This window comes from Nocardia salmonicida NBRC 13393, assembly GCF_001613085.1.
In the GTDB taxonomy this organism is placed as follows: Bacteria; Actinomycetota; Actinomycetes; order Mycobacteriales; family Mycobacteriaceae; genus Nocardia; species Nocardia salmonicida.
The window spans coordinates 99,201-116,611 of the sequence record NZ_BDBR01000001.1; the positions used below are offsets into that span (position 1 = coordinate 99,201).

The 17,411-nt window shown below is 65.7% G+C and carries 19 protein-coding genes and 1 pseudogene; 10 read left to right on the forward strand and 10 right to left on the reverse strand.

What is annotated here, in order from left to right; all coding sequences use genetic code 11:
• Positions 1–27: 27 nt before the first annotated feature.
• From pdhA to NS1_RS40700, 6 genes and pseudogenes are all read left to right on the forward strand, one after another.
• Positions 28–954 (forward strand): pyruvate dehydrogenase (acetyl-transferring) E1 component subunit alpha, encoded by a 927-nt coding sequence (gene pdhA / locus NS1_RS00495; protein ID WP_062980550.1) that lies wholly within the window; start codon positions 28–30, stop codon positions 952–954.
• Positions 951–1,931, forward strand: a complete 981-nt coding sequence (locus tag NS1_RS00500; RefSeq protein WP_062980509.1) for an alpha-ketoacid dehydrogenase subunit beta — start codon at positions 951–953, stop codon at positions 1,929–1,931. The genes pdhA and NS1_RS00500 overlap by 4 nt, the downstream gene beginning before the upstream one ends.
• The gene (locus NS1_RS00505) at positions 1,924–3,309 is read left to right on the forward strand and encodes a dihydrolipoamide acetyltransferase family protein (protein ID WP_062980511.1); all 1,386 of its coding nucleotides are present in this window, start codon (positions 1,924–1,926) and stop codon (positions 3,307–3,309) included. The genes NS1_RS00500 and NS1_RS00505 overlap by 8 nt, the downstream gene beginning before the upstream one ends.
• A 21-nt stretch (positions 3,310–3,330) precedes the next feature.
• Positions 3,331–3,588 (forward strand): acyl carrier protein, encoded by a 258-nt coding sequence (locus tag NS1_RS00510; RefSeq protein ID WP_062980554.1) that lies wholly within the window; start codon positions 3,331–3,333, stop codon positions 3,586–3,588.
• Positions 3,589–3,687: 99 nt separating this feature from the next.
• Positions 3,688–4,234: pseudogene (locus tag NS1_RS42595) on the forward strand (GAF domain-containing protein); the annotation flags it as partial.
• A 316-nt stretch (positions 4,235–4,550) separates the two neighbouring features.
• Complete coding sequence (locus NS1_RS40700) at positions 4,551–4,712, forward strand: hypothetical protein (protein ID WP_169812727.1); 162 nt, start codon at positions 4,551–4,553, stop codon at positions 4,710–4,712.
• A gap of 171 nt (positions 4,713–4,883) precedes the next feature.
• Here NS1_RS40700 and NS1_RS00525 read toward each other — a convergent pair whose 3' ends face one another.
• From NS1_RS00525 to NS1_RS40705, 6 genes are all read right to left on the reverse strand, one after another.
• Positions 4,884–5,657 carry a sulfite exporter TauE/SafE family protein gene (locus NS1_RS00525; RefSeq protein WP_062980517.1) on the reverse strand — a complete coding sequence of 258 codons (774 nt, stop codon included), beginning with the start codon at positions 5,655–5,657 and terminating at the stop codon, positions 4,884–4,886.
• A gap of 59 nt (positions 5,658–5,716) precedes the next feature.
• A complete protein-coding gene (locus NS1_RS00530; protein ID WP_062980519.1) occupies positions 5,717–6,121 on the reverse strand; it encodes a DUF302 domain-containing protein in 405 nt (134 codons plus the stop codon).
• Between the two features lie 39 nt (positions 6,122–6,160).
• Positions 6,161–6,406, reverse strand: coding sequence for a YgaP family membrane protein (locus tag NS1_RS00535; RefSeq protein WP_082843941.1), 246 nt, complete (start codon positions 6,404–6,406; stop codon positions 6,161–6,163).
• 25 nt (positions 6,407–6,431) lie between these two features.
• Positions 6,432–6,701, reverse strand: coding sequence for a metal-sensitive transcriptional regulator (locus tag NS1_RS00540; RefSeq protein WP_056809283.1), 270 nt, complete (start codon positions 6,699–6,701; stop codon positions 6,432–6,434).
• 87 nt (positions 6,702–6,788) lie between these two features.
• Entirely contained in the window at positions 6,789–8,972 is a 2,184-nt protein-coding gene (locus NS1_RS00545; protein WP_062980521.1) for an MMPL family transporter, read from the reverse strand.
• A 151-nt stretch (positions 8,973–9,123) separates the two neighbouring features.
• Positions 9,124–9,294, reverse strand: a complete 171-nt coding sequence (locus tag NS1_RS40705; protein ID WP_169812729.1) for a DUF8730 family Cys-rich protein — start codon at positions 9,292–9,294, stop codon at positions 9,124–9,126.
• 195 nt (positions 9,295–9,489) lie between these two features.
• On the opposite strand from NS1_RS40705, the gene NS1_RS00550 reads away from it, so the two are divergent.
• Positions 9,490–10,869, forward strand: coding sequence for an MBL fold metallo-hydrolase (locus tag NS1_RS00550; protein ID WP_062980523.1), 1,380 nt, complete (start codon positions 9,490–9,492; stop codon positions 10,867–10,869).
• Positions 10,870–11,745: 876 nt separating this feature from the next.
• Here NS1_RS00550 and NS1_RS00555 read toward each other — a convergent pair.
• On the reverse strand, positions 11,746–11,937 hold the full coding sequence (locus NS1_RS00555) for a ferredoxin (protein ID WP_062980525.1): 192 nt from the start codon (positions 11,935–11,937) through the stop codon (positions 11,746–11,748).
• Positions 11,934–13,361 carry a cytochrome P450 gene (locus NS1_RS00560; RefSeq protein ID WP_307592387.1) on the reverse strand — a complete coding sequence of 476 codons (1,428 nt, stop codon included), beginning with the start codon at positions 13,359–13,361 and terminating at the stop codon, positions 11,934–11,936. Before NS1_RS00560 ends, NS1_RS00555 begins: the two co-directional genes overlap by 4 nt.
• A gap of 109 nt (positions 13,362–13,470) precedes the next feature.
• Here NS1_RS00560 and NS1_RS00565 point away from each other — a divergent pair, with 109 nt between their 5' ends.
• A complete protein-coding gene (locus tag NS1_RS00565; RefSeq protein ID WP_056809275.1) occupies positions 13,471–14,121 on the forward strand; it encodes a TetR/AcrR family transcriptional regulator in 651 nt (216 codons plus the stop codon).
• Positions 14,122–14,170: 49 nt separating this feature from the next.
• Here the strand turns inward: NS1_RS00565 and NS1_RS00570 are convergent, their stop codons facing one another.
• Positions 14,171–14,737, reverse strand: a complete 567-nt coding sequence (locus NS1_RS00570) for a TetR/AcrR family transcriptional regulator (RefSeq protein WP_062980528.1) — start codon at positions 14,735–14,737, stop codon at positions 14,171–14,173.
• Between the two features lie 86 nt (positions 14,738–14,823).
• On the opposite strand from NS1_RS00570, the gene NS1_RS00575 reads away from it, so the two are divergent.
• Together NS1_RS00575 and NS1_RS00580 are read left to right on the forward strand one after the other, a co-directional pair.
• Positions 14,824–15,393 (forward strand): hypothetical protein, encoded by a 570-nt coding sequence (locus NS1_RS00575; RefSeq protein ID WP_157125044.1) that lies wholly within the window; start codon positions 14,824–14,826, stop codon positions 15,391–15,393.
• 40 nt (positions 15,394–15,433) lie between these two features.
• On the forward strand, positions 15,434–16,231 hold the full coding sequence (locus NS1_RS00580) for an SDR family NAD(P)-dependent oxidoreductase (RefSeq protein ID WP_062980532.1): 798 nt from the start codon (positions 15,434–15,436) through the stop codon (positions 16,229–16,231).
• Positions 16,232–17,152: 921 nt separating this feature from the next.
• On the opposite strand, the gene NS1_RS00585 is transcribed toward NS1_RS00580, so the two are convergent.
• The coding region (locus tag NS1_RS00585; protein ID WP_157125045.1) for a GNAT family N-acetyltransferase at positions 17,153–17,411 on the reverse strand (259 nt) is incomplete at its 5' end.

The window sequence follows — 17,411 nt, forward strand, 5'->3', positions numbered from 1 at the left end:
GCGCAGCGCATCGAGCTACTGCGTCAGATGGTTCGGATTCGCCGATTCGAGGAACGCTGCGTGCAGCTCTACAGTGAAGGAACCATTCGAGGTTTTCTCCATTTGTACATCGGCGAGGAGGCGGTGGCGGCGGGCGTGCTGAGCGCTCTCGCCCCGGAGGACGCTGTTGTCTCGACCTATCGCGACCACGGGCACGCGCTCGCGCGTGGCGTCCCCATGAGCGCGATCATGGCCGAGATGTACGGCCGCGTGAGCGGTTGTAGCCGCGGGCACGGCGGATCGATGCACCTGTTCGATACCGAACGTCGCTTCTACGGCGGCAACGCCATCGTCGCCGGCGGCCTGCCGATCGCGGTGGGCTTGGCGCTGGCTGATGCCGTCCGGGAACGACCCGCCGTGACAGTCTGCCTATTCGGTGACGGGGCGATGGCCGAGGGCGAGTTCCACGAATCGCTGAACCTGGCCGCGCTGTGGCGGCTGCCCGTGCTGTTCGTCTGCGAGAACAACCGATACGCGATGGGCACTGCCCTCGCCCGTGAACACGCTGTCACCGACTTGGCTCTGCGCGCTGCTTCCTACGGCCTGCCCGCATGGCCGGTCGATGGTATGGATGCCTGCGCGGTGGCCGTCGCGACCGACCGGGCCGTGGCCACCATCCGGGGAGGCGGCGGACCGTGCTTCCTCGAGCTGCGAACCTATCGCTTTCGAGCGCATTCGCTGTACGACGCGGACCGCTATCGCGACAAAGCCGAGATCGCACAGTGGGTCCAGCGGGACCCGATTCCTGCGCTGTTCGCCCAGCTCCGTGACGCGGGTGAGCTACGCGACGACGATCTCGAATCGCTCGAGCGGGCCGCCGACGACGAAATAGATGCCGCTGTTGCCGTGGCCGACGCTGCGCCCATCGAACCGGTCGAAGATCTGACGCGCTACGTGTACACGGAGTCGGCATGACAACGACGACTTATCGGGACGCTGTACGTGAAGCGTTGCGGGAGGCGATCATCCGCGACGAACGAGTCTTCCTGATGGGGGAGGATGTCGGCGCGTACGGCGGTTGCTTCGGCGTCAGCAGGGGTCTGCTCGACGAGTTCGGCCCGGACCGGGTGAGAGACACCCCGTTGAGCGAGTCGGGTTTCGTCGGTGCCGGCATCGGCGCGGCGCTCGGGGGCTTGCGGCCCATCGTCGAGATCATGACCGTGAACTTCAGCCTCCTGGCCCTGGACCAGATCCTGAACAACGCGGCCACGCTGCGCCACATGTCCGGTGGACAGCTATCGGTCCCGCTGGTCATCCGCATGGCCACCGGTGCGGGACGGCAGCTTGCTGCCCAGCATTCGCACAGCCTGGAATCCTTCTACGCACATATTCCCGGCCTCCGTGTGGTCTCGGCGGCGACGGTCGCCGACGCCCGCGGCATGCTGTGGACGGCGCTGCAAGACCCAGACCCGGTGCTGATCTTCGAGCCGATCGCCCTGTACAACAGCGAGGCGGATCTCGACGAGAGCGCGGGCGCGACCGATATCACCCAGGCGCGGATCACCCGGCGCGGCTCGGAGGTGACCGTGGTGGCTTATGGTGGCGCGCTGCGAGTGGCCGAGGCAGCCGCCGAAGAAGTGGCTGCCGACGGCATCGACGCCGAGGTCATCGATCTGCGAGTGCTGCGACCATTGGACGAGCCGACATTGCTGGAATCGCTGGGCCGCACTCATCGACTCGTCGTCGTCGATGAGGGCTGGCGCAGTGTGGGAATCGCCGCCGAGATCGCCGCGCGCGCCGCCGAGAATGCCTACTACGAGCTCGACGCCCCCGTGCGCCGTGTGTGCACGGCGGAGGTCCCGATCCCCTATGCCCAACACTTGGAGCAGGCCGCGCTGCCCCAGGTCGCCGACGTGGTCGCTACGGTGCGCGAGGTGGTGGGTGATGGCTGAGTTCCGGATGCCGTCGCTGGGGGCGGACATGGAGCAGGGCACCTTGCTGCAATGGCGAGTCGGTCCGGGTGACGTCGTGCACAAGGGCGATATCGTCGCAGAGGTCGACACCACCAAAGCCGCGATCGAAGTGGAATGCTTCGAAGACGGAACTATTGGGGAGCTGCTCGTACCGGAAGGCACCACCGTGCCGGTGGGCACCGTACTGGCGACGATTCGACCGGTCGATCACCCCGCCACCGAGCACCCTCCGTCGCCGGAGCGGCTCGCAAGCGACTCCGCGCCGCGGGAGGTCACCCGCTCGACATCGATCGACGAGGTGCGGGCCACCCCACTGATCCGGCGTTTGGCGCAGGAGGCGGGTATCGATCTGTCGACTGTTCACGGTTCCGGGCCAGATGGACGCGTCCTGCGCGGTGACATAGACGACGCCGTCACCGCTCGCGATGTCGCGTCCGCAACGCCTGCGCAGGCGCCCGTGCCCGAATCCCCCAGGACCGACGGTGCGACGCATCCGTCACCCCATATCCGAGCGTCCGGACGTGCCCGTGACTTGGCGATCCGCCGCGATGTCGACCTCTCCGCTCTCCACGGCACCGGACCCGACGGCGCGATCAGATCCCGCGATGTCGAGGAGGCAACGCCTGCTGACGAGAGTCCGGTGATTCCTACCGAGGATGTCACGGCCCCGCAGTCGAGCAGTGGGCCGCGGGATCGGGCCGCGATGCGCCGAGCTGTCATCACCGCGATGACACAGTCCAAGCAGACCATCCCGCACTACTACCTTTCCGCCACCGTAGATCTGGATGCCGCTACCGCGTGGTTGCACGCAGTGAACGAGGCCGCGCCGGTGCAGGATCGGGTGATCATGGCCGCGGTGCAGTTGCGTGCGGTGGCGCTGGCCGCTCTCGCGGTGCCCGACGTCAACGGCCACTGGTTCGACGGCGGGTACCGTCCGTCCGTCTCCGTCGATCTCGGTGTCATCGTCTCCCTGCGCGGGGGCGGCCTGATCGCTCCCACTATCGTCGGCGCCGACACGATCCCGCTCCGCGAGCTCATGGTTCGGCTGCGCGGTGCGGTCAGCCGGGCACGGTCGGCACGGCTGCTGTCCTCGGATGCCGCGCCGGCGAGCATCACCGTCACGAATCTGGGCGACCTGGGTGTGGAGACGGTGTTCGGAGTGATTCCCCCACCTCAAGTGGCGATCGTCGGCCTCGGCGCCGTCAGCGAGCGACCGTGCGCGGTGAACGGGCTGCTCGGAGTCCGCCCACAGGTAACGATGACGCTGTCCGCCGACCACCGCGTCAGCGATGGCGCGGTGGGTGCGCGCTTTCTCAATACGATCGGCGACTTGCTGCAACATCCGGAGCGGTTGTGAATTCGGAAAGGTGTGAACGACATGTCCGATACATTGTCCCGTGAAACGGCGGAGGCGACCGTTCGAAGCGCGCTACGCGGCTTCGCGACGGCTGCCGATCTGGCGGCCCTGCGCTCCGATGTTCCTTTGCGCACCACCCTCGACCTCGATTCCCTGGATTTCTTGACCTTCGTCGAGCGGCTCACCACGGCGACGGGCCTTCGCATCGACGAGGTCGACTATCCAAAATTGGCCACCATCGGTATGTGCGTCGAGTTTCTCGCGACACGAGCGGTGTAGAGAACGCACGGGATATTCGACCGGAGAAGTGTCACGGTTGGCTTATGGCGCCCAGGCGGGGTGGGTCGGGGGTGGCGCTTCCTTGGAAGAATCTGCCCCATGGACGACGCGTCGGCGGTCGGTAGTCCTCCGGTGACCGAAACCCTGTCTCAGCTGCGTTTGCGTGAACTACTCAGCGAGGTCCAGGACCGGATCGCCCAGATCGTCGATGCGGACTACGGCGCGTTGGGGGTCCGGGAAACAGACGAGACCAGTAGCGACTCGCCGAGTTCGTCTACGAGGGGATCGATGATCGGACCCGGGTACTGACGGTGATCTGCCTCGCGGGCTCGGTGCGCTCGGCGTATTGATCGCCGAGCCGAAGCCGATTCGGCTGTCGAATTTGTCCGATCATCCATCCTCGGTAGGTTTCCCTGAAAATCATCCGCCGATGCGCACCTTTCTCGGTGTCCCTGTACAGCTCGAGCCCATCCGCGACATATCCACCGAACTTCTGGCCGGTGGCACGCCGGAGGACAAGCTCGGCTTGGTCGCCGAACGCGGCCGGTCCCTCACTGGATCGGCCTGTACGTTCCTCGCACTACCGGAAGACCCGGATCTGCCCCATGAGGAGGTGACCGAGCTCCTGGTCGTCGTGGCCGCCGGCATCCATGCCGAATCCCTGGTAGGTAAGCACATGCCGCTCAACGACTCGCATTCGGCGGAGGCATTCCGTTCCGGGCAGGCGGTCGCAGCCGACATCCCGGCCGACAATCCGATCTTCGACTCGATCGAGGACTTCGGGCCGGTACTCACCCTCCCACTGCGGGCGAACGGAACGGTCACGGAATCTTGACTTCGGTTCTTCCCCGTGGGTGCCAGCCAGCTCGGCGAAATGGACCAATCACTGATGGCCACTTACGCCGAACAAGCCGCCGTGGCGCTGCAGCTAGCCGACAGTCAGCGCCGCATACGAGAACTGGATGTCTATGCCGATCGTGACCGAATCGCCCGTGGTTTACACGATCATGTCATTCGGGCCGGAAACGAAACACGCGCCGGGGCTCGGGGCGGCGGTCGCGGTGGTCGTGCTGTCCACGCTGGCGTGTGCGCCCGACGGGACGGCCGCGGCACAGGTCCGCTGAGGGTCGTGTCCTGCCGATGTCGCGACCGAGGCGCCGGAATTACAGTGTGCCACCGTGCCGGTGCCGCTGGATTACGACGATCCCGGCGTCCAGCACGCCGATGCCGCCGGGGAGCAGGTACCTTCGTCGACGGCCGATTCGCTTCGGTATCGGTGAGCTACGGTCGCCCGGCTACCGGAGGAAGATCACTTCGATGAGGACGAAGGCCGCCACCGCGAAGATCAGATAGGCGAACCACTTCTGTAGCCGGGTGGTGTCGACGTGCTTTCCGTAGCGGCCCGCGATGAGTGATCCGCCGATGGCCGTTGCGGTGAACACTGCGGTGACGCGCCAGTCGAGGCTGAGATCGCCGAGGTAGGCGAGGAGTCCGGAGCTCGAATTGGCGGTGACGATCACGAGAGATGTGCCGATCGCCGCGGACATCTCGATGCCGAGCAGTAGGACGAGGGCAGGGACGATGAGGAATCCTCCGCCCACCCCGAAGAGTCCGGTCAGGAATCCGACGCCGAGGCCGACCGGAACGGCGCGGGAGGTGCAGCGGCGCCAATCGATGGTGGATCCCTCCACGCGGCAGGCAGTGCCGATTCCCCCCGTGCCGGACATCATTCGAGCTCCGGCGGCGATCATCACCACCGCGAATCCTGCCAGTGTCAGTGGTGCGGGAAGAGCTCGGTTCATCGCACTGCCTGCGAACGCGGCCGGTAGTCCGGTCAGGGCGAACATGCCTGCGACTCGCCACTGCACTCGGCCGGACCGGATTTTGGGGATGGCGCCGAACAGTGCGGAAACGCCGACCACGAGCAGTGACATCGGCACCGCCTGTCCGAGTGGGATCCCGAGTCCGTAGACGAGCCCTGGGACGGCGAGAATCGAACCGCCGCCCCCCAGCAGGCCGAGCAGAATTCCGATGACGACACCGAGGACCGCGGAGACGAGGATCGTCATCGGCGTCTCCTGTCCAGGTGCTCTCGGGTGAATGTGTGTGTCGGCTTCTTTCGTGGAATTCAGTCGCCGGCGGTGAGTGCGTCGATCGCGGCCTGCAGGCGTCGGCCGGCGTCGTCGGCGATCGCCGCGAGGGCGGGTTCGCCGGTGACCTGCACCAGCAGTTCGGGGTTCATCGCCTCCACCAGGACCGTGCCTTCCTCGGCCGGGCTGTCGCGCACGATCACATTGCAGGGCAGAAGCAATCCGATCTGTCGGTCGACCTCCACGGCCCGATGCGCCAGCGGCGGATTGCAGGCGCCGAGGATCAGATACCGTTCCATGTCCACGTCGAGCTTGGCCTTCATGGTGGCCTTCATGTCGATCTCGGTGAGTACGCCGAATCCTTGTTCCTGCAATGCCGCTCGGGTTCGGGCGACGGCATCCTCGAACGACGTTTCCAGTGTGGTGGACAGTGCCAGGTTCATCGGTGGGTCTCCGTTCTCGTTGGTGTGGATTCCGGGGGTCTAGCGGGTGGTCGGCTGAATTCGGCAGCTGGCGCGTTCGAGGCCGACTTTTTCCATGATCAGGCTGGCGGGGCACCATCCGACCATCGAGTAGAAGACGAGATTGGCGCCGACGAAACCGGTGAGCAGCAGCCACCACGGCGAGAAGACCGCAGCTGAGGCCACGCTCGCCAGCACGATCACGCCGGCCATCAGCGGCACAACTCGTTCTACAGTCCAGCCCTGATGGCGGGGGAGGTTCGGCACGGGCGTTTCCCTTCTCGTGGATCTGTCAGGCCAAGGCGAGGAAAAGCTTCTCGAGCTCGGCTTCGCTCATGGGTTGCTTGCCGTCCGCGGACTCCCCGGTCAGGCATTCACGCAGTCCGCTGGCGACGATCTTGAAGCCTGCTTTGTCCAACGCGCGCGAGACCGCGGCGAGCTGGGTCACGACGTCTTTGCAGTCGCGCCCGTTCTCGATCATCGAGATCACCCCGGCGAGCTGCCCGTGTGCGCGGCGCAGCCGATTCAGTACCAGCGCGATACTCTCGTCGTTTCCGACCATGACGATTCCTTTCCTGGGGCCTGCCTCCACTATACCCCAGGGGGTATGCAGGGTGGGGTGATCCACGCCATGCATACCCCCATCGCGTCAGCCGTGGGAGAAGCTGATCTTCGGCAGCACGCGGCGCAGCCAGGCCGGTGACCACCAGGCGGCGTGCCCTGTCAGTCGCAGGAGTACCGGCAGGAGCATGAGCCGGATGAACACCGCATCGAGCAGCACAGCGACACCGAGGATGATGCCCATCTCCTTGGGTGGCAACGGCTCGGCGAAGGCGAAGGTGAAGAACACCGCCACCATCACCGCCGCGGCGGCGGCGATGATTCGGCCCGAATGCGCCAGCCCCATGACGTGCGCGTGCTCCGGGTCGCCCGATTCCTCGTAGTGCTCCTTGGCCGTCGCGAGCAGGAATACCGTGTAGTCCATCGCGATCGCGAAGATCATCGCGAAGAAGAACACCGGCCCCCAACCGTCCAGGAAGCCCTGCGGGGTGAAGCCGAGCAGACTCGCGCCGTGTCCGTCCTGGAAGATCAGCTTGGCCACGCCGAATGCCGCCGCGGTCGAGAGCAGGCTCACCACTGTGCCCAAGATCGCGATCAGCGGCGCCTGCAGTGCGACCAGCAGCAACGCGAAGCCGAGCACGAGGATGACACCGATGACCAACGGCAGATAGTCGTTGAGGGCCTGCTGGAGGTCGAGGTTCTCCGCCGGGGCGCCGCCGACGAGTGCCTGCGAGGGTAGGTCCGCGCGCAGCTGGCCGAGGATCGCGCCCATCGCGTTGTCGGAGGGGTCGACGTTCGGGATCGCCTGCACCATCGCGTAACCGGAGCCGTCCGCGCTGGGCATCGGCGGGGTGACCATGGCGATTCCGTCGGTCGCCCGGGCGGCAGCGGCGGTCGCCTCGGCTTCGGCGGCGGGGGCGATGATCTGCAACATGCCAGGAGCGCCTTCGCCCATCTGGGCCTGGATGAGCTCATAGCCCTGGCGAACCGGTGCGTCGGTCGGCACGACCTGGATCGACGGCATGGCTACCTTCAAGTCCAGCACCGGAATCGACAATGCCGCCAGGATCAGCAGCGAGCCGATGGCGAAGGGCCACGGATGCTTGTGCAGCAGTCTGCCCCAGGACTCGAAGCGCGCTGACCGGTGTTGCTGGCGTTTGGCGTAGGGCAGCGAACCGGCGTTGATCTTGGGCCCGAGCTTGCCCAGCACCGCCGGGAGCAGCGTCAAGGTGGCGGCGAGGACGAACGCGACCGCGAGCATGATGCCGACGGCCATGGTCCGCACCGCGGGGGCGGGCACGAGCAGTACGGCGGACAGGCTCACCAGCACGGTCAGTCCGGACAGGACGACCGCCTTGCCCGCGGTATCCATCGTCTCGGCAACCGCGGCGCGGGAGTCGCCGGTCTTGCTCAACGCGTCACGGAATCTCGCGACGAGGAACAGGGCGTAATCGATACCGAGAGCCAGGGCGAACATCATGGCGAAGTTCATGGCCCACACCGAGATCGGCGTGGCCGAGTTGAGCAGCACCAGCCCGCCCGCCGACGCGATCAGCCCGGCCAGTGTGAGCAGCAGCGGCAGACCCGCGGCGACGAGCGAGCCGAACGCGAGCACCATGATCGCCAGCGTCACCGGCCAGGAGAACATCTCCGCCTTGATCATCGCGTCGTGGTTGGCTTTGTTGAAGTCGCTCCACAGCGCGGACGCGCCGGTGGGGTAGACCTCGACCCCGTCCTTCGACAGCGCCGTCAACTGGCCTTTGAGATCGTCGACAGCCTTGACCATTTCGTCGGTGCTCGCGTTCGCACCGGCGATCAGCACTCCGGTGTGGCCGTCCGGGCTGATCGACATCCCTGGCTGCGGCGCGATCACCGCACCGAAGCGGTCGTCGCCCTGGAAGATGGCGGTCGCCTCGGCGAGCACCTGCTGCACCGCGGGATCGGAGACCGAGCCGGTATCGGAGTGCACGACCACTTGCACGGCGGCAGAGGAGTTCCCGCCGAAATGCTGCTGTGCGAGCTCGCGGACCTGAACCGATTCCGACCCGTTGGCCTGCCAGCCGGCGCCGGCCAGTGAACTGAACACGCTCGGAGCGGCGGCGCCGAGGGCAACCAGGGCGATCAACCACACGCCGAAGACCCACTTCGCGTGCGTGGTCATCGTTGCTCCCATGCGGGCCAACGCGCCGCCCGGCTCGGTCGGCGGGGCGGACCCCGGCGCCTGCTTCGTCGTCGGCGTTCGACCGCGGACGACCGCGTGATTGCTGCTCATGTCAATACTCCTTATACGGGAGGGGGTATATTTCGGGGCGCACTGGGCCCACGGGAAATGTTGGTGAGGTCACCGCGTCTGGTCGGTGCTATCCAGTACGGCGGTTCACGGAACGTCCCCCGCGGGCATGTGGATCACATCGCGCTCGGGCTCAGCGGCCGAGGATGCGGGCGAAGAACCCGAGCTCGTCTGCGGGTGCGGACTCGTTCTTGCAGTCGCAGCGGCGGGACGCGGGGACGGATTTCATGACGCTGCTCACGTGGGACCCGCAGCCGCCCCAAGTTGTCTTCTTGCAGGTCGGGCAGGTGACTGGATAACACATGGGGCCTCCTCGGAAATGGGGGAATCAGGCAATAATACCCTGGGGGGTATCAACCAGGGGGTGTCGGTGGCCACAGGCCTCGGGGTTGATGCGTGCCCGAGTGTATACCCCCCGGGGTACTTGCATACCCTAGGGGGTATATGTCATTCTTGTCCACATCGGCAACGAAGAGCCCTTGTTCGGATTGGAGGAAGCGTGATTCTCGAGCAGTACTACATCGAATGCCTGTCCCATGCCTCGTACCTGATCGGTGACGAGAGCACCGGCCGGGCGATCGTCGTCGATCCGCGCCGAGACGTCACCGAATATCTCGAGGACGCCCAGCGGCACGGGCTCACGATCGAGGGGGTGATCAACACCCACTTCCACGCGGACTTCGTCTCCGGCCACCTCGAGCTGCTCGAGGCCACGGGGGCGTGGATCGGTTTCGGTACCGCGGCGGAAACCGGCTATCCGATCCGGCGACTCGCGCACGGTGAACATGTCTCGCTCGGTGAGGTCGATCTGGAGGTGCTGTCCACTCCGGGGCATACCTGGGAATCGATCAGCCTGTTGGTGCGCGAAACCGCGTCGGCCCGCCCGACGGCCGTGCTGACCGGCGACTCTCTGTTCATCGGTGACGTGGGTCGACCCGACCTGGTGAATCTCGGCGACGGTTCGACGTCGGACCTCGCGCGTGCCATGTACCGGACCATCCATCAGACACTGCTGAACCTGCCCGATTCGGTGATCGTCATGCCCGCGCACGGTGCGGGCTCCTCGTGCGGGAAGAACCTGTCCACGGAATTGACCTCGACGATCGGTGAGCAGCGGCGAACCAATCCGGCGGTCCAGCCGATGAGTGAGGACTCGTTCGTCGCGCTGATCACCGACGGCCAACCGGCGGTCCCGCAGTACTTCCACGTCGACGCCGCTCTGAACAAACAGAATCGGGCAGTGCTGGATCGTGATCGCAGCATCCCGGCTGTCACGGTGGAGCAGTTACTGAGCGAGTTGGATCGCGGTACGCGCGTTCTCGACGCCCGGAGCCCGGACGATTTCGCCGCGGCGCATGTGCGCGGGTCGGTGAATGTCGGTTTCGACGGTCGGTTCGCCGAGACCGGCGGAATGGTCGCCGAGATCGGCGACCGGATCGTGCTGATCACCTATCCCGGCGAGGAACAGGACGCCGCGCTGAGACTGGCGCGAATCGGGTCCGACGAAGCGCTCGGATATCTCAATGTCGAGCACGACGGCGCCTTCCCCGCCGAACTGAGGCATCTGCTTCGGGCTGCACCCAGGACGACTGTCGAGCAGTTGAGCCAGTTGCTCGCTGCTGGTGCGGTCACTCTTGTCGATGTCCGCAATCCCGGCGAGCGGGAGTTCGGCGTGATTCCCGGGTCCAAGTCGATTCCGTTGGCGCAGTTGCGTTCTCGGATCGGGGAGATCCCGACCGGTGTGCCGATAGTCGTGCACTGTGCGGGCGGGTGGCGCTCGAGCGTCGCCGCGTCGTTGCTCCGATCGTCGGGCATCGAGCAGGTCAGCGACCTGATCGGTGGTTACAACGAGTGGGTCGATCACTACGCGGCGGCCTGAATCCGGCGACGCCGACACGATGTCGCCCGTGTGTGGTTTCACCTCGCGGCCCGTGGTCCGGTGGGCAGGGCACGCGGGATCGGCGAAGACATGGACTCCCGCGTGCGGCGAGGCCGGATACAGTCATCTGATCAGGCCCGTCGTCGGGCGTGCTGGGGGCTACCTCGATGCCGCGGGCGGGCAGGAATGCCCGGACTTTCGTGAGTCGCAGCCGAATGGTCAGCAGATCGGTGACCGGCAGAGCTCATGACTTCGTCCCACCATCCCTGGAGCGGGCTGGGCTCGGGCCAGCGCACTGTCGTCGCTGGTCTGGCGCTGCCGTCGGGCGCGAGTTCTGGGTAGGACGATGTGTCGAGAGCGGGATCGTCGCTGCGTGCGAGTGACACGGTTACCTCCTTGTGTGGCTGCTGACTCAGCATGGAGTGCCGTCAGGATGGCGAGAAGTGCCGAAAGTCCGCGTCCGCTGGGACGCACGGCTCTCTACGCGAACGACGGCCGACTCGGTCACGCGACTTGCCGATCCCATGCCGACACCGGCGACAGCCGCGCGAAACGCACTGCCATCTCACGACATCGAGCTGTGCCTGACTCGCCTCGTTCTCCCCAGAGCGCCGCGCCCCTACCCGCACCACCGCGAGATCGAAGGTTTGAATGCGCTCGGGACCGCTCGTTCACCGATTCTCTGAGCGTCACTGCCATGCGGTGGCTTGTGCGGTCGGCAGTGTCTGGTGATGCTCGCTGTAATGGTGAGCTGACGGGTCCAGTTGACCAGCCTTGATACCGCCCCCGAATGCGTCCGCTGACCCCGAGTCGACCACCCGGCCGCCTTGGGATCATCTCCGGCGACATCATCGACAACCCCGGCGCGAGTGTGCTTCAGTCGGACAGGCGCAATGCCTCCACCGGGCAACTGTCGACCGCCAGCCGCACGTCGTCGAGTTCGGCTTCGGCTACCCGGTCCGTCAGCACCGTCACGGTGCCTTCGTCGTCGACCCGAAAGATGTCGGGCAGCAATGCTTCGCACATGCCGTGGCCCTTGCAACGGGTGCGGTCGGCGGCGATCTTCATGCGGACACCGAGGCGCCGAGGCGTTCGAGTCGGATGGGTAGGCCATCGAGGGGGACTGGGCCGGTCGCCCAGCCCATCGGCGGTGTGTAGTCGGCGGGCACGGTCCAGCGGTAGTGCAACAGCATGCGGTGCATGATCGCCTTGACTGTCATACCGCCGAAATAGAGTCCGATGCATTTGTGCGCGCCACCACCGAACGGGGCCCAGGTATAGCGGTGAGCCTTGTCCTCGTGCCGTTCGGCCGTGAACCGTTCGGGATCGAACACGTCGGGGTCGTTCCACCAGCGGGCCTGACGCATGGCCGAGTACGAGCCGATCATCACCAAGGTGTCAGCGGGGACGAACTGACCCTGGATCGCGGTATCCCGCACGGTTTCGCGGACCTGCTGCCCGACAGGGGAGTACATCCGCAGAATCTCTTTGAAGACCAGATCCAGGGTCGGCAGCCGGTCCAGATCGGCATAGTCGAGTGACTCCTTGCCCAACGCCTGCGATTCGGCGCGCAGCCGGTCCTGCCATTCGGGATGCAATCCGAGTTGATACCCCATCATCGACACCGCGATCGTGCTGGTGTCGTGCGCGCCGAGCAGGACGAAGATCAGATGGTCGACGATATCCTGGTCGGTGAATGTATGGCCCTCCTCGGACGCGGTGCGGCACAACACGCTGAACAGATCCTCGCCATTTCCCGCGCGTTTGGCAGGCAGTTCGCGACGGCAATAATCCTCCAGCACTGCGCGCCCGCGCAGTCCGCGTGCCCACAGACCGCCGGGCAGATTCGTGCGCACCAGCGCCTGGCCGCCACGCACCGCATCGATGAACGCGCGCTCCAGCCCGGCGGCCTCCGACCCGAGATTCGCCCCCATGAACACTTCCGAGGACAAGCCGAGCAGCAGGCGTTTGGCCGCCGGATAGAGCTGGAAATCGCGATTCGGTGTCCAGTCGCGCATACCGCGCTCGATGGCCGGGCTGGTGATATCGAGATAGCCGACCAACCGCGGCCGGGTGAAGGCCTGCTGCAGAATCCGACGGTGGTAGCGGTGTTCCTCGAAGTCGCGCAGCAGGATGCCGCCGTGGAAGAACGGGCCGATGAAGAAGGTGTAGCCGCGCTGTGCGGAATACACCTTGTCGCGGTCGGCGAGTACCTCTTCGGTGGCCTCCGGCCCGGCGACCATGACAACGCGTCGCCCGACGAGTCCGGCCCAGTGCACCGGCCCATACTTGTCGAAACGGCGGCGGGCGAATTCGAGACTGTCGCTCATCGCGGGTATGGCGTGCCCGATGAGCGGCACACCGTAATCGCCCATGATCGGACGTAATCCGCTGCCGGGCAGCGGGACTGCCAGCGCGCGGGTTTGCGAAGGATATCGCTCGGCAAGAGCGGATACGGCGTATTTGGCCCGTCGGCCCAGGGTCGACATCATGTTCGTTGTCCTCTCGCACCGTTGCGATGTGGTGTGACTTGGAACATACAGGAATCAGTCGTTTCCGTAAACGATTGATTCCTATTTCCTATGCGGCATACTGAGGGCTGTGACACGGGCAGCGACCGGCATCTATCGCGGCACCTCGGCCGAACAGCGACGCGACGAACGCCGCCAGCGGCTGATGGACGCTGCCCTCGACATCATCGGCACCCAGGGCTGGGCTGCGACCACCGTGCGCGGAGTCTGCGAACAGGCCAAGGTCGGTCCGCGATTCTTCTACGAGAGCTTCGACGACCTCGACGCACTCGCCGCCGCCGTACACGACGAGATCATCGAAACCGCGATCCGCAGCTCATTGGACGCACTCGCCGCCGCACCGGATGACATCGCAGCCAAAACGCGGGCAGCCGTCACCGCCATCCTCGAATCCGTCGTCGACGACCCCCGCCGCGCCCGCATCGCTTTCGCCGAGGCGCACGGCAGCGAAATCCTGATGCGCCGCCGCGCCGCCGCCATGCGCACTATCGCCGACGTCGTCGCCGAACAGGAACGCGCACTGCTCGACCCGCCGGCCGGCAGTGAAACACTGGTCAGTGCGGTCTCGCTGATGATCACCGGCGGCGCCGCCGAATTGGTCCTGGCCTGGCTCGACGGCGGGATGGATATCAGCCGCGACGAACTGATCAACCTGTGCGTCGAATTCGTGCTGACCTTTGCCGACAACCTGGCCACGATGGCCGCCCGATTGGCGCATTGAATGCGCGCACGGGACGGTGGAGCCTTGGGCTGCTAGGCCCCGGCGCTGGTCAGTTCGGCCCGGGTCGACCGGAGGCGGCAGTGAGGCTCCGGACGAGCAAGTCGATGACCGCTCGCTTGCCCGCGTCGTCGTGCTGGTGGGTGAGGAGTCCTTCGATGACGAAGGTGCCGATGGCGGACATGGCGGCGAGGTCGGTCTCGGTGACTCCGGCCGCGCGGAGGTTGTCGGCGAACAGCGCGTCGGCCACCTGGTGGAAACCGGCGTGCCAAACGTCGATGGCGGGGGAGGCCGCTACGCGGGAGTGCACGGTATTGACGAGTCCGTGCATCTCTTCCAGCTGGTCGACCACCCACAGCAGCCGCTCGTTCAACGACAGGCCGTCGATCTCCGCGTAGGTGGCGAGTGCCTCGGCCAGGATGCGGTCGAGGACCGCGATGAGCAACTCGTCCTTGTCCTGGAAGTACCAGTAGATCGTATTGACCGTGACTCCCACGCTTTTGGCGATCCGCGCCGTGGACGCCGATTCGAAGCCGTCATCGATGAACAGGCGCTGCGCGGCGGCGATGATCTCCTCGCGCTTCTCCGCGCGGTCCTGCGGGCGTCGATTCCTTGGCACCTGACCACCCTATCTTGAACATCGCTCAAGAAATCGTTAGGCTTCTTGAGCGACGTTCAAGAGATCACGAGATGAGGCTGGTTCCCATGGACACCGACAACGCGGCCGCCGAGCTGCGACGGCTCGATACCAGCGGCCTGCTTGCCCTGTTCACCACCCTGGAAGCCCCTACGATCGCCGAGATCGACGGCGAGTACACCGCCGCTCTGCTTGCCCAACCGAACCTGTTCGCGGTGGTGACCGGAAAGGTGGCCGTGGCCAACCCGCTCGGTCCGTGGCTGTGCAAGGCGTTCCGGCCCGTCGATGAGAACGGCGGGCGCGGCTACAACACTTTCGCCGAGTTCGGCCAGGTCCGGCAGCGCTACCCGATGCGCACGCTGTTGGCACCCTCGCGCTACGACGGTGCTGCGGCCTACACGCTCATCTATCGCGCCTACGCCTCGCTGTGTGGGTCGATCAACATGGTGGACGAGGTGCGGCGTGCCGCGCCCGGCGTCTACCTGGGCATGGGCACCTGGGGATTCACCGACGCCCAGCGCCGCGTCCCCCGGCCCTTCCTGCTGACCGGGCCGGTTGGCTCCTACCGCGGCGACATCGGCACAGCCCGGCACGACTTCACACCCGGCCCCCGCGAGCTGCCCGGCCCACCCGCCTGAACACCGCCCACCTGTCTGCCACCATCCGAACGAAGGAACCATGACCACATCTCCCCGCACCGCGTTGATCACCGGCGCGTCCGCCGGCATCGGCGCGACGTTTGCCCACCACCTGGCCGCGAACGGCTACCAACTGCTGCTGGTGGCCCGCCGCGCCGATCGTCTACAGGAGCTCGCCTCGCAGCTGAGCGAACGCCACGATGTTCGCTGCGAGGTGTTCGCCGCCGACCTCACCGACCCCGCCGCACCCGCCGCGATCGTGGAGTACGCCGACCAGCAGGGCTTGGATGTCGACGTCCTGATCAACAACGCGGGACTGTCGGGCAAGACCGCGTTCGCCGACACCCCATGGGACGCCCTGGCCGACGAGATCCAATTGATGGTGACAGCCCCGACAGAACTCGCCCACCTGGTCATCCCCGGCATGAAGAAGCGACGCTGGGGCCGCATAGTCAACTTGTCCTCGGTCGCCGCGTTCGCTCCACCCGGAGCCAGCCTGCTCTACACCGGCATCAAGTCCTATGTTCTCAACATCTCGCAATCCCTCGACATGGAACTCAAACCCCACGGCGTTCACGTCACGGCCCTGTGCCCCGGCTTGACCCACACCGAATTCCACGACGTCATGGGCACTCGCGACAAAGCCGACCATCTGCCCCGTATCCTCTGGCAGCAGCCCGAAGCCGTCGTCACCGAGGGCTGGGACGCCGTGATGAAAGGCAGACCCGTATGTGTCCCTGGCATCGTCAACAAGATCTCCGCCGCCGCCATGAAGCCTCTGCCCACCCGCCTGGGCTACCTCATCGGAAAGACCTTCAACCCCTTCAAGAACAGCTGACGCCGCTCACTCGCTTTCAGCGACGGCTGGCCATCTGGTCGACCCGATGTTCGGGCCCGGCAGGTGTGGCCGCGACTACGGGTCCAACCACAGCGCTTCGCAGGGCATTCGCCGGTACGGGAGGAAGCCGTCCCTGATCTCGCTCGCGGTGATGGAGGGATGAGGGCGGGAAAGCCAGTCGTGTAGAAAGTTGCGCACGGCGGTGCGGCAACCGCAGAAGTCGACCACCAGACCACCCGTGATCACTCGGAGATGAGTGTCGGGCTCGGCGGGGCGAGGAGATGGGGGCCGTGACATCAGAACCTTCCCCGGCCTCCGGGAGCAAGTACAACGATGTCGATACGGCGGTCGGTCCAGGTGGGTAAACATGACAGCGACCTGACCGCCGACCGGGTCGAGTGCTGCCAGGCGGCGGCATCCGCAGCTTTCGCCGGCGGCCGCTGGGACATTGTCGCTGTGAGCGATCTGCGCACAGGTTCTGTGTTCATGCGTCGCCTTTATGTACGTGGTGGTGAATATGTTCGGTCGTGGGCGGCGGGACGATGGACCGTGTGATTCGCCGATCGTCGATGATTTACCGCTGGGATTTCCCAGGCATAGCAACGACGAACGATAGAGTAACATGGTTATCTTCGGTGGGTCTCACGTGGTGCGCGACGTGATAGATGCCCGGGTGTGCCTGCGATCAGTCTTTGTGGGGAATTCGGGCTCGGTGTCACGATGGGCTTGTATGGCGCGGCGACTCATCAGCTCGCCGACCACGAACCGCCGGACGGCGAAGTGCATGTATCCGGCCTGCCGGTCATCGGGCGGCCCGGCATTCTCGGGGGACTGCTCGTCACCGCGAGTATCACAGCGTTGGTGATGGGTGCCGATCCTCGCGTGCGGGCGATCTCACTGGCCGACGCCGTCACACACTGCTCACCCCGTCGGCTGCCAGGTGTACTCGTATTCGGGGACAGTGAATCCCGCCTCGAATGTGACGGTGCCGGAACCGGTTCGGTGCCAGCCTCTGTTCTCGTAGAACTTGATGGCGGGTGTGTTCGCGGTGAGGACCTCCAGGTAGACCGGGCGGTCGGGGTAGGTAGCGGCCGACCAGCTCAGGCCCGACTCGATGAGGCTGGTACCGATACCGACGCCGTGCGCATCAGGGTGTGCGTGGAGGTTGTCGAGCAGGACT

Excerpts from the sequence above, each read along its gene's own strand:
- NS1_RS40700 (WP_169812727.1), top strand. The coding sequence starts at position 4,551 with ATGTCTATGCCGATCGTGACCGAATCGCCCGTGGTTTACACGATCATG.
- pdhA (WP_062980550.1), top strand. The coding sequence starts at position 28 with ATGGTTCGGATTCGCCGATTCGAGGAACGCTGCGTGCAGCTCTACAGT.
- NS1_RS00510 (WP_062980554.1), top strand. The coding sequence starts at position 3,331 with ATGTCCGATACATTGTCCCGTGAAACGGCGGAGGCGACCGTTCGAAGC.
- NS1_RS00560 (WP_307592387.1), bottom strand. The coding sequence starts at position 13,361 with ATGATGTCGACCCTGGGCCGACGGGCCAAATACGCCGTATCCGCTCTT.
- NS1_RS00575 (WP_157125044.1), top strand. The coding sequence starts at position 14,824 with ATGGACACCGACAACGCGGCCGCCGAGCTGCGACGGCTCGATACCAGC.
- NS1_RS00540 (WP_056809283.1), bottom strand. The coding sequence starts at position 6,701 with ATGGTCGGAAACGACGAGAGTATCGCGCTGGTACTGAATCGGCTGCGC.
- NS1_RS00555 (WP_062980525.1), bottom strand. The coding sequence starts at position 11,937 with ATGAAGATCGCCGCCGACCGCACCCGTTGCAAGGGCCACGGCATGTGC.
- NS1_RS00580 (WP_062980532.1), top strand. The coding sequence starts at position 15,434 with ATGACCACATCTCCCCGCACCGCGTTGATCACCGGCGCGTCCGCCGGC.
- NS1_RS00525 (WP_062980517.1), bottom strand. The coding sequence starts at position 5,657 with ATGACGATCCTCGTCTCCGCGGTCCTCGGTGTCGTCATCGGAATTCTG.
- NS1_RS40705 (WP_169812729.1), bottom strand. The coding sequence starts at position 9,294 with ATGTGTTATCCAGTCACCTGCCCGACCTGCAAGAAGACAACTTGGGGC.
- NS1_RS00545 (WP_062980521.1), bottom strand. The coding sequence starts at position 8,972 with ATGAGCAGCAATCACGCGGTCGTCCGCGGTCGAACGCCGACGACGAAG.
- NS1_RS00505 (WP_062980511.1), top strand. The coding sequence starts at position 1,924 with ATGGCTGAGTTCCGGATGCCGTCGCTGGGGGCGGACATGGAGCAGGGC.
- NS1_RS00530 (WP_062980519.1), bottom strand. The coding sequence starts at position 6,121 with ATGAACCTGGCACTGTCCACCACACTGGAAACGTCGTTCGAGGATGCC.
- NS1_RS00500 (WP_062980509.1), top strand. The coding sequence starts at position 951 with ATGACAACGACGACTTATCGGGACGCTGTACGTGAAGCGTTGCGGGAG.